Below are 16,241 nucleotides of genomic sequence, written 5' to 3' on the forward strand. Positions count from 1 at the left end.
TCAGTCACAAGAACTTCCTCCCGAAGGAATCCATCCAGGTGCTTCGTTCGACTTGCATGTGTTAGGCACGCCGCCAGCGTTCATCCTGAGCCAGGATCAAACTCTCAATAAAAGTCTGCATCCTTCCAGAACGAAAAGCTTGGCTTTTTGTTTCCAGAATTCATTTACTATACAGGTGCATCTTCTCAGATGCTGTTCGCATTCCAAAACCAGAGTCTTGGAACAGATTTATTTTCTGAATTTTCAAGGTTGTTTCACTGTTCAGTTATCAATGTTCTTCGCTGCAGGACTTTGTCTTTCCTCTCAGCGACGTTTTATATCTTATCACATCTTTCGATTCCTGTCAACAAGTTTTTTCAAATTGTTTATCAAACTCATAAATTATTCGAACATTTTGTTCAACTTTTTTGCTGACTTTGACAAGTATATCAGACTTCATCTTCTATGTCAATCACAAACTTGTTTTTTTTGCCATGCCCCATTACATATACCTAACTTACATTTACTCTTCATCCTGGTTTGTACATTTTTCTTTTAAATACTTGTTTACCTCCTCCAGAATTACCTGGCCTCCCTGCTCCTTCCACTTTTGCGAAAATTCATCAAAAGCCTTCAACGGTGCCTCACCAGTTATTATCTGCAAATACGTCTCTTCTTCTAATCTTTCTAGTTTCCACCATTCTTGCTTCATTGTTTCAGTCTCTCCAAAGAACATGGACTTGATTTGCTTGGTTTTTCCTTTCTCTGTAACCTCAAGTGCTTTAATTCTTGAAGTATACGCTGCCCAGTTTTCATTTATGGAATCTTCTTTTCCCCTAACATAGTCTCTGCAGGCATCATAATAAGACTTTTCTAAACGTTCTAAAGTAGAAGCCTTCTTTTTCCCATTTAAAACATTGGTAAGATTTCGATAGCATCTTTTTATGGCATCAGCATAATCTACATTAATTGCCAACGGCCTTGCCGTAGGATCCACATTCAATTTAAAATATGCAGATATTTCTTCTGCATCCTTATCATGAAACCTTGCATAATCAAATAGGACACTGACAATCTTCATAACAATCTCTGGATGTTCATATCCTTTTCGAACAACAACATATTTGTAACTAGGATTCTGTGACACATAACTTGTTACCCCTTCTTTATCTGTCTCAATTAGATATGGTTCCCAATCTGCATTTTTGTTATTTCTTTTTGCATCTATCAAAGGATTATTAGGTGCCCACCATGGTCCAAAAAAAGAACCACATTTGCCTGATACTATTAAGTCTATAATATTTTCTGTTGACCGTAATAAAAATTTTGAATCCAACGTTCCAGCCTGACACATAGAACGTAACTTACGTAATGCCTTTTTTGCCTCTGGCTGTACGGAACCATACACAAGTTCTCCATCTTCTCCATAAATAAACTGCTTTGGATAGGCATTGCAGCTGGCAAATACAATATCCATCTGGTATTCATAATTATATCCGGCTTCCCCTACGATATTAGAATCACACACTAGACCGATTGTATTTCCTTCCCCATTATGTCCAGGATCCTTTTCTATAAACTGTCCAATAATATTTTCGACATCTTCCATAGTCTTTGGATCTGATAAACCTAATTGTTCCATCCAGTCTTTCCTTAGCCATAAAAGACTGGGACCATCTTCTATATTAGTTTCAGGCAAAGCCATTAACTTTCCATCAACAGTTACATTATTCAGAATATCTTCTCCATAGCTTTTGTAAATGTCCTTTATCGTTTCACTGGCACAGCTATCGTAAACTTCTGATAAATCTTCGATTAAATCTTTCTCTATAAGCATTTGCAATTGCTCCATATTGCTTACCACCAGCACATCTGGAATATCTTCTGCCGTAATTGCCATGGAAACTACATTATCGTAATCTGCGCCTTCTTCAAATACATTTTCATTCTGTATATTCAGCTTTTCTTTCAAATATCGTGTATACGCATTATCCTCATAAGTATCCCCTTTTGGCATATTAGAATTATTAGCCCCTGTCATCTTTCCTAATGTATAAACAACTTCTTCTGGATATCTTCCAAAAGGTGTAGTCTGTGCCTCTTTCTCTTGAACCTCAAAATTTACATAAAAAGAAGAGGCAGCATTCCTGCATCCAATGAATGTAATTGCACCTAATCCAATCAGCATAACATACATCCATTTTCGCATTCCTGCACCTCCTAAAATTGCATTTTTAAATACTATCAATAGTATTGAGCAATACTATTAGTATATTATAGTACAGAATAGTAAGTGTTTCAAATATTTTTTATCCTTTTACAGCACCTGATAATCCTTCCTGATAATATCTTTGTGAAACTACAAATAAAATTGCCAATGGTATGGACACGCATATAGCACCTGCTGCAAACATTGTATACCATTTCTGTATATTTTCTTTTTCCAACATATTCCATAATCCAATTGCAACTGTATAGTATTTTGCATCAGTCCCAATAATAACTTTTGCAAGAATAAAATCAACCCAAGGTGCCATAAAAGAAGTAAATACTGTATATACCACAATAGGACTGGATAATGGCAAAATAATCTTAGAGAAACAATGCCATTTTGTAGCTCCGTCAACATAAGCTGCTTCATCAATTGACTTTGGTATGGTATCAAAAAAGCCTTTTGCAACGTAAAACTGTATAATTCCTGAACCTCCTGAATAAATCAGAACCAAAGCCACAAGCTTCAATACACCGTTAATCAAACCAATTCCTTTCATGATATAATACAATGCAATCATAGACATAAAACCTGGGAACATTCCAAGTATTAATGCAACATTCAAATATGTTTTACGTGCCTTAAAACGTAATCTTGACATGCAAAATGCAATTGAAACTAAGTAAAATGTGGATAAAACACAAGTAAAAACCGCTACAATAAAAGTATTTCCAAACCATCTAGGAAAGTTAAACACTGCTGTATTAGTAAACAGTGTCTTATAATTATTCAATGTTAAATGTTCTGGAAAAAAAGTTTTACAATATGAACCTGGCTCTAAACGGAGAGAGGTCATAAAAACCCATATAATTGGGATAACCCATATAACTACTAATATCGCTAATAATACATGCACAAACACATTAACTGCTCTTTTTTTGCTTTTCATTATTGGAATTCCTCCTCCTTCTTGTAAGAACCAGTATTTCTATACGTAATTAATGCAAATGTTGCAGAAAGTACAAATACTAAAATACCAATAACGGCTCCATAATTATAATCTTTAAAGTTAATGGTCAAGTTATATAACCATGTAACAAGCAAATCTGTTTTTCCTGCGGTTCCATTATTATATGCAAGTGTTGCCGGCTTTCCTGCTGTTAATAGGTAAATAACATTAAAGTTGTTTATATTGTTAATAAACGAAGTAATTAGGTATGGTGTAGTAACGAAAAGCATATAAGGTAACGTAATCTTAATAAAAGTTACTACTGCATTAGCTCCATCTACTTTTGCAGATTCATATAATTCTGCTGGTATATTCTGCAAGATACCAGTTGTCTGAATCATGGTAAATGGTATACCAATCCACAAGTTTACGATAATAACTGTAATTCTTGCCCAAGTTGCATCTGTCCAGAAAGGTAAGCTAGCACTTGCTCCAATAACATGCAATTGTCTCAGAAATACATTAACAGGACCATCTGGCTGAAGCATAGACCTCATAACTAACAACGATACAAACTGTGGAATAGCAATAGATAGCATAAACATAGAACGCCAGAACTTTTTAAACTTTGTTCCGTTTCGATTAATAACCATTGCTAAAATCATTCCTAATATATAATTTAACAGGGTAGCTGCAACTGCCCATATCAAAGTCCATCCTAATACATGCCAAAATGCATAGCCTAAACCACTTCCTGCATCAAAAACCTCTTTAAAGTTCTCTAATCCTACCCAGTCAAACAGCTGTCCTGGTGGCTGATGATTTCTATCATAATTAGTAAAAGCCATACAAATCATAAATATCAGTGGGAGTATAGTAAATGCAATTACACACACGATAGGCAGAAATAGTAGCAGTTTATGTATCTGCCCGTCTGCTAATGATGCCACGTCCTGCCCAAATGTATTTGGTTCTTTTCCTTTCTCCAGTTTTAACTGGCACCCATAAGCTGACTTCACTGATGACTGCCACGCCAGAAGAAATAATAAAATTATTATTATGGTAACAATTCCGTATAGCAGGTTCAGCATGGAATTGTCTCCCTGAGTATATACATAAAGCTGCTTTACCTCATCATATTCCTTACCTGTTGTTTTGGTCCCCAGTGTTACTAGATCCACAAGAAGCTTCACCCCTTGTGTTATCATAAACCATATAAATGCTGCCTCTATGCCTAAAAAAATAATCCCTTTCATTACCTGTTTTTGAAGAATATTTCCTATACCCATAAATATGCAGGAAAAACGTGTCGCAGGGTTTCCATACTGAAATGCTCTTTTTAATGTAACCTCTTCACTCTGATATAAATTTCGCTTTTTCTCTCTTCCGAACAAGGCACTATTCCTCCTCACTGTTTTATATTTGCTCTCTGTGAAATTCCTTTTTGATAAGAATAGGATTGGGTGGCAATCCCCCCAATCCTATTTCTAACTTGATAATATCCCCCAATATATAATCAAATGCTATTAATTAGATTGTAAAATACCCTTTGTCATTAACTCTGTTTTTTCAGCTGCATTTTCCTTTGTTACATCTCCCTGCACAATTTCTTTTCCCATTGTTTCTGCTGGGGTCCAGTAACTGTTCATCTCCTGCAATAATGGCTGCACCATAGATGCATTTGAAATTTCAGCAGTCTGTGCCTGTGCTACTTCATTGGAAAGAACTGCGGCACTCTGTGCTACAGTTGTATTAGTAGGAATAATCTGTCTTGTATCAAAACGGATCTGCTGGCATTCTTGACCTCCTAAATAATCTGCTAACGCTACTGCTACTTGTGGATTTTTGCAGTTTGGATTTACACCAATAGCTTTAGAACCAACAAAAGATTTCATCTGGCCTTCTTTTCCATTTACTGTTACTGTTGGAATATTGGTACAAGCAAAATTATCACCTAATGCCTTTTTAATTGGATCTGCATCCCATGAACCTGAACAATATGCTCCTAAAGTACCTTCTTTAAATTTACCAATACTGCTTCCTTCTTTCTCACAAGAAAATTTTGGATTTGCAGCTAAATCAACTAAGTAAGACGTCATAGCTTTACAATTATCATCATCAAAAGTACATCCCTTAGATGCATCTGTACCATCACCAAACAGTGTACCTCCTGCTGCATAATAGAAGGATGATATGTACCAGCTGTTATCTAGAGGGAATGCAAAGTTTGTTACTCCATCTCCTAAATCTTTTGCCATCATTGTATCCAATGATTTCACTTCATTTTCATCAAATTTACTCTTATCATAGTACATAAACCATGTATTAGATGTAAAAGGTACTCCATAATATCCGTCTTTATATTTAACAGAATTAATAATGGACTCCTCATTATTTGCCTCAATGTTTTCTACCGTTTTACCACCAAGTTCTGCTAGTGCTCCTGACTGCTCTAAAATTGGAATCTGGTCATTGGCAAACATATAAACATCTGCTGCTGCCGCTACATCCTTTGTAACTACATCCTTTGCATCACCTTCTGAACAGACACCATACTCAAATGTAATATCCCACTCTGGATGTGCCTCATTGAATTTGTCACACATCGCTTTTAAAATTCCATCTTTGTAATCTCCGATAGCTGCCTGATCTTCTTGAGGTCCCCAGACAGTTAATGATACCTTTTCAGCCTCAGCTGTTTCCGTTTTTTCAGTCGTCTCATTAGACAATGTATCATCTGAAGTATTATTCTTGGAACCACATCCTACTAATGCAACACTCATTAAAGATAATGTTAAACAACCTGCAATTAATTTTCTTAACCTCATAATTTCTACCTCCGAAACCTTTTTCTTTAATTGGTCTATCAATTCTATACATATAGTATAAATTTCTGCCTTCTAAGGTTAAATATTAAAAATTTAAGAAACATATCATATTTTTGATTTATGAAATAACAGGAATACATATCGTGATTTTCGTCCCCTCTCCAACTTGGCTATCTACTTGTAGTGAGTACTCTTTTCCATAATATAACTGTATTCTTTCATTTACATTTCTGACTCCATATCCTTTAGAACCCAATGTTAAAATAGAATCTGCCTTCTCTTTTGTCATTCCTACTCCGTTATCTTCAACAATCAACTTAATATTATCTTCTTCCCGCTTCCCAATTATGGAAATCCTTCCACGCCGATCCTCTAATAAATCAATTCCATGATCAATTGCATTTTCAATTAGAGGCTGAAGAATTAAATTTAATGTTTCATATTCCATAATATCTTCATCTGCATCAACTTCAACATCAAATTCATAATCATGCATCATAAGCTGAATATCAATGTAAGCCTTTACATTACTTATTTCATCCCGGATTTTTAAAGTATTCTTCCCTTTATTTAAAGCAGTTCGGTAAAAAGAAGATAGCCGTAATGTAATTCGGCTAATATCTGGCTGTTCTGCTTCTAACGCTTTCCAATTGATTAGCGAAAGGGAATTATACAAAAAATGTGGATTAATCTGTGCCTGCAGAGCCTTCATTTCATATTCTTTCTGAGTTATTTTACTCTCATAAACTTCTTTGATTAAACGATTGATTTCATTTATCATTTTGCCGAATCCTCGAATAAGTTCGCCCACTTCATCCTTAGACTCACTGGTAACCTGTATTTCCATATGCCCGCCCTCTACTTTTGCCATATGGGCAGTCAGTTCCTCAATACCGCTTACCATTATTTTAGAAATAAATGTAACTGCAAATATAGATATCAGTATACAGACTAATGCTACTAAAACAATTCCAAAAATCATCTGTTTCACGTCTAGCAATAACAGTTTATTGGGCTTATACACATAGACTGTCCAGTTATCATATGCTGCTTCTGTATGCATAACAGTGTACACATTTAATGGCTGATGATGAAACTGCTGGTAGCTTAGTTTCAGGTTTTGATTTTCCTTATCGAATTTCTGGTATTCATACACAATTGAATCATTTTGATCAACAACAAATACTCCATAGTTGGAACTGCTCATACTTTGAAAGCTATCAAAAAGAGCTTCATAATCTACTTTTATATATAAAATTCCGTCACTATCTGTTTTCTCAAACTTTGGCATTGTACGACAGGAATATGCATTTTTCGTTTCTGAATCGGCAAACCACAATATCTGTTTGCTTCCTTTCACTGCTTGATACCAGCTGCTTTTTTCAATCTCACACATCGGTGCTATTGTATTATCATGCTTTACAATATCATTGCTAGTGTAAATAGTTACCTGATTCACATCATTGTGAAAATACTTTAATGATGCAAGTAAGGGATCTAAATCCTGTGTAAACTGCTGGTACATTTCATAATAACTTTTATAAGGATACCCTACAACCTGAGCTATACTCTGGTTGTAGGACAGATAATCCGATAAGTTATTATAAATCTGCATTTGATTGTTTAATGTACCAACAGCCTGCTGCATGTAATCTTGTATATTTTTTTTTTCTCTTTCTATGAGCTGGTGACGACTTTTACTATAGCAAAATGTTCCCAATACAATGATCGGGATAACTCCTACAAAAATATACGTAATAATCAGCTTACGCCTAAATTTAATATCTTGAAACTGTTTTATTTTCCTTCTCAGATATTGTTTCATTCTATTCACCCTGCATTCTGTATTTTTGAGGGCTTACGCCAAAATACTCGCGAAAGCTCTGACAAAAGTACGATACATTAACATACCCTACTGCATAACTAATAGTCACAATCTTTTCATGAGTCTCCTCAAGCATTTTCTTTGCCATTTCCATCCGGTATGCCTTAATGAATTTGCTCAAGTTCTGTCCTGTTTCTTTCTTGAAAATATGACTTAAATAGCTAGGTGCTAATGAAACTTTATCTGCAAGCTGCTCAACACCTAACTCCTTGTCATAATTTTCATAAATATATTGCTTGATATATTCAATTTCACGATGGTACATCTGTGGATTCTGTTTGAATGCCTTTTTTAACAACTCTACATTTCGGCCAACAATCTCTTTTACAGTTTCAAAATCAACCGAACGATATAGTTCTTCTATTTCCTGATTAAACTGAACTTCCGTATGATTTGGAATACTCTCATGCATTCCTTTTAGCAGGTTTGAAAATATAAACTTTACATATATCTGTGAAAAGCCAATATTATTCTGGTATTTTGCATAAAGCAAAGATAAATGCTCCTCTAAACTGCTCATATCCTTCATTTTCATATCCTGCTGCATCTGTTTCATTAAAGAATCATCTTCTGAAGGACTAGTCAGAAGAGCATCTGACTGTTCCTTCCCCCCAAATACATATGTATTGCTTACATAAAATTTGTTCTCCATAAGATGTTCTAACACTTCTAATTGCTGGCCTAACTGGTCAACGTCCTTAATCTCATTGCCAATTGCAACATAACCATTTTCCTGATACTTCATTTTCATATTCTGATGAATATTGTGTGCGATGTCTTGTAATGGAGCATTGGCATCTTTAAATATCAGAAGACTCTGCTGTGGATTTAAATTTAGATAATGGTACTCTTCTTCAATTTCCTGTTCTAAATTCTTTACAAACCCATTGCCTTCCCGTCCAAAAAACTCGCTATTGGTTTCGATTAATAGCATCCTTTTAAATTCCTTAAGGAAATCCAATGACAAGAGCGCGCTGAAATTTGTTTTTATTTCGGAATACGGTGTTCCATTGACCATTAAATACAAAATATGCTCAATCATATAAAGTTTACTGGTTTCCATTTTGTCGTTTTCTATTTTTTCTTCCTCTAATCCTCGAATCACTTTTGTAATGGTTCCTTTAAACTCATCTGGATCAATTGGCTTTAGTATATATTCGGATACTCCTAACTTCACCGCCATTCTTGCATATTCAAACTCACTATACCCGCTAAAGATCAGAATTTTCATATCCAAATTCCTTTTCCTTAATTCACTGCATAGCTCAATTCCATCCATAAATGGCATTTTCACATCCGTAAGTAAAATGTCCACCTTATTTTTTTCTAAAAACTCCAGTGCCTTTAAACCATTGTTGGCCTCATAAATATTTAAATCAAATCCATACTGCTTTAATAAAAAACGAATTCCATTGCGCTCTATTTTTTCATCATCTACAATTAAGATATCGTACATAGATATCTCCTTTCAAGATACTTAATTTTCTAATTTCCAGATATCTTTATTATACTCCTTAATTGTACGATCGGAAGAGAAAAATCCTGCATTACTTATGTTTACCAGCATTTTCTTTGCCCATTCCATTCTATTTTCATAGTCCTTCAGTGCCTGTTCCTTTGTTTTTACATAATCAGAAAAATCTGGGAATGTCATAAACCAGTCCTTGTTAATAAACTCTTTAAATAACCGGTTTAAATTCTCCCTGCATCCGATCTTTAACATCTCTTTGCTAATAATAAAGTTTACTGCTTCTTTTAAAGTTTCATCATCTTCATAAAATTCAATAGAAGAATATGTGCCTTCTTCATATCTCTTAATCACAGTTTCACTATCTTCGCCAAATATATAAATATTATCTGGTCCAACGAACTGGCTTATTTCCACATTTGCCCCATCCATTGTTCCTAATGTAACAGCCCCATTTAACATAAACTTCATATTTCCTGTTCCGCTTGCTTCTTTAGATGCAAGTGAAATCTGTTCTGATATATCACATGCTGGAATAACTTTTTCTGCATATGTTACATTATAATTTTCCAGCATAACAATCTTAAGATATGGACTTACTTCTGGATCATTTTCTGTTAGCTGCTGTAAACAAAGGATTAAATGGATGATGTCTTTTGCAATTGTGTAAGCAGGCGCAGCTTTTGCTCCGAAAATCATAGTGATTGGTGTGGCTGGCTTATTACCTCTCTTAATCTCTAAATATTTATGAATACCATATAATGCATTTAACTGCTGTCTCTTATACTCATGAAGACGTTTTACTTGAACATCGAAAATGGAATCTGGATTAATTTCAACACCACTGTTTTTCAAAATATAATCTCTTAATGCTAATTTACTTTCCTTCTTTATTGCCAGCAGTTCTTCTAATACTTTTTCATCATTGATAAACTTCTCAAATTCTTTTAGCTGTTCCCCATTTTTCTTAAAATCGTCTCCTATCATGGACTCTAAATAAGAGGATAACTGCTTATTACAATGTAACAGCCAGCGGCGGAAGGTAATACCATTTGTCTTATTATTAAATTTATCAGGATACAATTTATAAAAATTATTCAGCTCACTGTTCTTTAGTATTTCTGTATGAAGGTAAGCAACACCATTTACACTAAATCCATAGTGAATATCTAAATGTGCCATATGAACACGATTCTCTGAATCAATAATTGCAAGGCTTTCTATTTCCTGTTCTGAAAGTTTTTTCTCCTGTAAAAACTTTTTATTTCTTTTATCCAATTCTATAATTATTGGAACAATTGCTGGTGCAACTTGTTCAATATAGCTCATTGGCCAAGTTTCAAGTGCTTCAGCCAAAATGGTATGATTGGTATATGCACAAGTCTTAGAAACTACTTCAATCGCTTTATCTATGGCAATTCCCTTTTCCATTAACAGGCGGATCAGTTCGGGGATTACCATCGTTGGATGGGTATCATTAATCTGGATAACGGCATACTCGTCTAAATCCGTCAACTTACAGCCTTTTGCAATACATTCATCTAAAATCATCTGAGCCCCGTTACTTACCATAAAATACTGCTGATACACACGAAGCAGTCTTCCTTTATCATCTGAGTCATCTGGGTAAAGGAATAATGTTAAATTTTTTTGTATCTGCTCTTTATCGAAGGATATACCATCTTCAACTATTGATTCATCAATGGATTCAATATCAAATAAATGAAGCTGGTTGGTTCTATTTTCATAGCCTGTTACTGCGATATCGTACAACACTGATTTAATAGAAAAATCTTTGAATTTTACAACATAACTTTTATCCTTCTTATCTAACCAGGTTACGTTGTCGATCCATGGATTTGCAGTCTCTTTTTGCTTGTTTTCTTGAAATACCTGCTTAAAAAGTCCTAAATGATAATTCAGTCCAATACCGTCTCCATTCAAACCTAAACTTGCAATGGAATCCAGGAAACATGCAGCCAGTCTGCCTAACCCGCCATTTCCTAATGATGGCTCAACCTCTACTTCCTCTATCTGTGCCAGACTCTTTCCATTCTCCTCTAACAGATCTCTTACTTCATCATAAATGCCTAAGTTAATCAAGTTATTAGATAAAAGCTTTCCTATAAGGAATTCTGCTGATATGTAATACAGTTTTTTCTTTCCCTTATTTGTTTCAGCCTTCTTAGCACGGTTCTTTACCATCTGAAGCAATCCCTGATAAATTTCCTCATTGGTACAATCTTTTATCTCTTTACCAAATCTGTTTTCTAAAATTTCCTGTAACATAATTTTCTCCTCTCCTATTCGATATGTAGTTCTTCCATAAACTTGCGCCCACCTTTTTAGGCATTCTTGTTCATTTATTGTAAATTCATCTTCTTGCAATCTCCACTTCCAATTCATTCCCATTGTAGAAGGTAAATTCATTCTCGCCGAATTATCCTTTTGCAAAATATCCTGCATCTGAAAGATAACAACATCAGCACCACTTTGATATGCAGTTTTTATTGATTTCCAAACCAATTCGTCTTCACTAGCTGCATCACAATACTCCATAGCATATTTTCTGTTCACTTCAGACTGTGTTTCAAAAAATCCTTTTAAAGTCTCATTATCGTGAGTTCCACCGTAAAATACGCAATTTCTTGGAACCATATGTGGCAAGTACGGATTCTCATTGTTTCCGTCAAAAGCGAACTCAAGCACTTTCATTCCTGGATATCCTGTCTCTTCAAGCAGTTCTTGCACGCCTTCTGTTGCTGCACCTAAATCTTCCGCTATAATCTTCGCATTTCCAAGACAAGTGCTTAGTGCATTCAGAAGTTTTATGCCTGGCCCTTTTTCAAACCACCCGTATTTTCCTGCCTTATCAGCAGGTATTACATAATAATTTACAATTCCTATAAAGTGATCAATACGAATTACATCGTATAGTCTGGATGCAGCTGCGATTCGACTTCTCCACCACTGGAATCCGTCCATTTCCATTACATCCCAATTGTATAAAGGATTTCCCCACTTCTGTCCATCATCCGAAAAAGCATCTGGAGGACATCCTGCAACATTAATTGGCTGTAAATTCTCATCAAGCTGAAATAGTTTTGGATTGGTCCATACATCAGCACTGTCCAATGCTACATATATAGGTATATCACCGATAATCTGGATATTCCTTTCTTTTGCATATTTTTTAAGTTTGTTCCATTGCTCATAGAACTTAAACTGTATGAACTTCCAAAACCCAATTTTATCCTGCAATAATAAAGTATATTTTGCAATTCCCTCTTCCGTTCGCATCTTGATATCTTCATCCCATTTTAGCCACTCTACATTACCAAAATAATTTTTACAAGCCATAAATAAAGCATAGTTATCAAGCCAGTTTTTTTCTTTCCTTACAAATGCTTCATATTCTCTGCTGTCCTTCAAGTTTGCTCTTTTATATGCAAGCTCCAGCAGATTGTATCTGTTATTCCATAATGTTTCATATTCTACATACTCTGATGTTGTATACCATGCAACTGAATCAACTTCTTCTTGGACTAACAGCTTTTCCTCAATTAAAATATCTAAATCTATAAAGTACGGATTACCTGCAAATGTTGAAAAAGACTGATATGGACTGTCACCATAACTTGTTGGGCCAACAGGTAAAACCTGCCAATACTTTTGTCCCGCTCTTTTTAATTTTCGAATAAAGCTGTACGAAGCCTCACCTAATGTTCCAATTCCATACTTTGATGGAAGGCTACTAATTGGAAGCAGTATTCCTGCACCTCTCTCTAAATTGTCTTGCATAGCATAACCTCATTTCTAGTTTACTTTCTAGTATTATGCTATCAATTAAGCTAATCTGTGTCTATATCACTTTTTTTTGATTCATGTAGAATTTTATTTATATACAAATCCATATAATATTCGTGTTGCTTTTTATGGATTTGGTATTATGTCAAGAAAAAGTACAAGAGAAAAAAGAAGTTCCATTTCTCTGTTGAGAAACTCCACAATGCGGAACAGGGCCATGTCCTAACAAAATAAAAGGCTGAACAAATGTCCAGCCCCTTTTTACTAATTTTATTATGTTACATCTGTGCATTAAATAAATTCTTTAATTGATAAACAACGTCATCTGAATCTGCATTAATACTTGCTGCTTCATTTATTTGTGAAATGGACTCAAGTGCTGAAATGTCAGCATTATATCCTATCGTATATACCGGAATTTCTAATCCATTAATCATTCCTTTAATCTCTCTAAGTTTTAACCCTCTATTAGTCTCACCATCACTTAAAACAAATAGTAATAATTTTGTATCTGGATTTTTCTCTTTTGCATCCATCAGCATTTTTAATCCAGCTGTTATTGCATCAAAAGTAGCAGTTTCACCACCTGCATCTAATGCTTCTACAGCTCCAGTAAATAAAGCACGCTGATTTAAATCAAATTGGCCAATTGGTAAATCAATATTTACATCACTGCTATAACTAACCAGTCCAACATAGTTGTCTTGATTAATATATTGAGAAGCATTAATTAATGATGATTTCAGTTCATTAATTGGTGTTCCAGACATGCTTCCCGAAATATCAGCAACAAATACTGCTGTTACTGGACGTCCTGAATCTTTACTTTCTTTCCAAAGCTGCTGTGCCTCTAACAAGCTATTTCCCGTAAAGGATTCTTTCTCGCTCTTATAATCATCCATTCCATTGAATCCATAATTAGTAGCTTTCTTCTGGAACTTATCTTGTAAGCAGTAATCTGAAAATGCTTTCATAACCTTCTTTTTATCTGGGCTTAGATTTCCAATAGAATAAAGCGGATTATCATGTCTTACACCAAATGGTGTAAATACATAGCTCTTTAAATCTTTGCTATTCTGATATGTTTGGTATTCCAAAATAAAACCTGTTAAAGACCCTGATTCTGCAGCTTCTTTCATCTGCATAGTAGTATATGCTACAAAAGGTACGTTTGCCTGAAATTTTTCAAAACCTTCTATCGCAGTATCACTCAATGGATCCTTTTTATCATAAGCATTTAAAGTTGATAATAAAAAGTTTAAACCAGTTGAACTAGAATATGGATTTGTATATCCCATTGAAATCTCATTGTCTATAGTAGCCTGTGTGATAACCTTCATATCAATTGCACCATATTTTTCTTCTAACTCTTTTTGCTTTTTCTTAGATAATAAAATACCTGCAACATTGCCAGCTAATCTTTTTGCTTCAATATTGACAATTACTCCTTGACTTTCCATCATTTGTCCCCATAATTCATTAGATGGTGTGTAACCATCTGGAACATATTTTTTGGATACTATGTAATCGGAGCCCATACCAGATGCTATCGGACGAATAGATACAGATGCAGTCTTTCCATTAATCTTTATGTTTTCATGATTAAACGCTTCTGCAACTTCGTTAAGCCAAGCTTCATTTCCACTTCCCGCTTTTTCAGGACTAACAAAAATTTCAATATTAATATCTCCCTTTCCAACAACACTCAATGGATATTTTTCAATATTTGGTAATTCATCTTCAAGTTTAGGTTTTGCAATATTTAGTTGCGCTTTTGGTGCTTTTCTTTCTCTTGGATTGACCTTTTTGTTAAGTTTCTCTAATTTCTTAATTGCATCTTCTTGGCTCATAGTTTCTGATGAATCACCTCCGCCAATTAAAGACACCCCTCCATAAATCGCAACAAAACAAACTAATGCTATTAATACTAATTTTACAGCAGTATTTTTCTTCATAGTATCTCCTCTCTAATAGTTAACATTTATCGTATTTTGCTTCCAGATCTGATAATTCATCCTTGCCATTACGAAAGCTCTTCATTGCATCAATTGTGCCTTTTATAGAATCTAGATTATTAATCCCACCTTCCAAATCATCAGCTTTCGATATTTCAACTAGCAGGTTATCAAATTCTAACAAAATAGTCTCATTTTGATTCACAATGGTTTTAACGTAACGTATATGTTCATTGTATAATTGTCTCTTTGATACAAATGCATCTGTCGAATAGGTATTATTTACAATTTTTATGTACTCCTGCTCATCAAAGAGAGCTAATCTTTTAATCATTTTTTTTAAATTTTCATACATCAGATTACATGTATCATCAACAATTTTTTTCAAATTACCAAACTCATTCACATCTTCACTGTAAGTTTGAAACAGCACTTCATCTAACTTAATTTTCTTACGCTGTAATCTTTCAATCTGATTCATTGACATACTGATATCTTCTCTAAATACTTGTATCCTTTGATATTTTCTTAATACTTCAGCAAATTCCTCTGGTTTATCTAATTCATCTAAGGTATAAGTTACATTAGATGGTCTTTTTGATGGCTGTAATAAATGATAATTTCCATATAAGAATACAATTATACTCATAATTACCACTGTCATACCTAATGCTACTTGAAAATTTGTCCCATCTGACAATGATAAACCTCCAATTCCTTTAGAAAATATGATGATATTTAATGCAATAATAACTCCATTTAGCAAAATAAGCTTTGGGGTTTGATTATTCTGCATCATATTCACCTCACCTTATTTTTATTGCTTAATTCTTCCACCTATTATATCATTTCTACCTAACCATTTACAATATATTTCCCTAGGTTTATAAAAAATACTTCTCTTTTCTTTATAGCATCTTTATCCTGTTTTTCCTGCTTTTTTGATTCATATGCACTCTATTTCCTCATAAAGGAACAAAGTCTGAGTTCCTCAGACCCTCGCGGCTGGAATGTACTCGAAGGAACTTAGACTTTGCCGCGCCAGATGGGTGTCGCTGTTTTTTAGCGACTATCTTCCTTACCCATCTGTGCGCATCCTGTGCCCTTCTTTTTCAGGGCACTTTTTATTTGATAAGGAAGGACTCGCAGAGGACTTTC

9 protein-coding genes and 1 rRNA gene are annotated in these 16,241 nt (G+C 34.5%); all 10 read right to left on the reverse strand.

Features of this window, described 5'->3' with window-relative positions; all coding sequences use genetic code 11:
• Positions 1–112, reverse strand: a 16S ribosomal RNA gene (locus BMY85_RS14610); the annotation flags it as partial.
• A 390-nt stretch (positions 113–502) separates the two neighbouring features.
• Positions 503–2,188 carry an extracellular solute-binding protein gene (locus BMY85_RS14615; protein ID WP_092479045.1) on the reverse strand — a complete coding sequence of 562 codons (1,686 nt, stop codon included), beginning with the start codon at positions 2,186–2,188 and terminating at the stop codon, positions 503–505.
• A 100-nt stretch (positions 2,189–2,288) separates the two neighbouring features.
• Complete coding sequence (locus BMY85_RS14620) at positions 2,289–3,140, reverse strand: sugar ABC transporter permease (RefSeq protein WP_092479047.1); 852 nt, start codon at positions 3,138–3,140, stop codon at positions 2,289–2,291.
• Positions 3,140–4,534, reverse strand: a complete 1,395-nt coding sequence (locus BMY85_RS14625; RefSeq protein WP_092479050.1) for a carbohydrate ABC transporter permease — start codon at positions 4,532–4,534, stop codon at positions 3,140–3,142. The genes BMY85_RS14620 and BMY85_RS14625 overlap by 1 nt, the downstream gene beginning before the upstream one ends.
• Before the next feature lie 132 nt (positions 4,535–4,666).
• Positions 4,667–5,968, reverse strand: a complete 1,302-nt coding sequence (locus BMY85_RS14630) for an extracellular solute-binding protein (protein WP_092479053.1) — start codon at positions 5,966–5,968, stop codon at positions 4,667–4,669.
• A 118-nt stretch (positions 5,969–6,086) separates the two neighbouring features.
• Positions 6,087–7,793 (reverse strand): sensor histidine kinase, encoded by a 1,707-nt coding sequence (locus BMY85_RS14635; protein ID WP_092479056.1) that lies wholly within the window; start codon positions 7,791–7,793, stop codon positions 6,087–6,089.
• Between the two features lies 1 nt (position 7,794).
• Positions 7,795–9,309 (reverse strand): response regulator transcription factor, encoded by a 1,515-nt coding sequence (locus tag BMY85_RS14640; RefSeq protein WP_092479057.1) that lies wholly within the window; start codon positions 9,307–9,309, stop codon positions 7,795–7,797.
• A gap of 21 nt (positions 9,310–9,330) precedes the next feature.
• Entirely contained in the window at positions 9,331–13,122 is a 3,792-nt protein-coding gene (gene malQ / locus BMY85_RS16390; RefSeq protein ID WP_092479058.1) for a 4-alpha-glucanotransferase, read from the reverse strand.
• A 284-nt stretch (positions 13,123–13,406) separates the two neighbouring features.
• Positions 13,407–15,083 carry a vWA domain-containing protein gene (locus BMY85_RS14650; protein WP_092479060.1) on the reverse strand — a complete coding sequence of 559 codons (1,677 nt, stop codon included), beginning with the start codon at positions 15,081–15,083 and terminating at the stop codon, positions 13,407–13,409.
• Between the two features lie 19 nt (positions 15,084–15,102).
• Complete coding sequence (locus BMY85_RS14655; protein WP_092479062.1) at positions 15,103–15,882, reverse strand: hypothetical protein; 780 nt, start codon at positions 15,880–15,882, stop codon at positions 15,103–15,105.
• Between the last annotated feature and the right edge of the window lie 359 nt (positions 15,883–16,241).

The organism is [Clostridium] polysaccharolyticum (genome assembly GCF_900111595.1).
GTDB lineage: Bacteria > Bacillota > Clostridia > Lachnospirales > Lachnospiraceae > Clostridium_AI > Clostridium_AI polysaccharolyticum.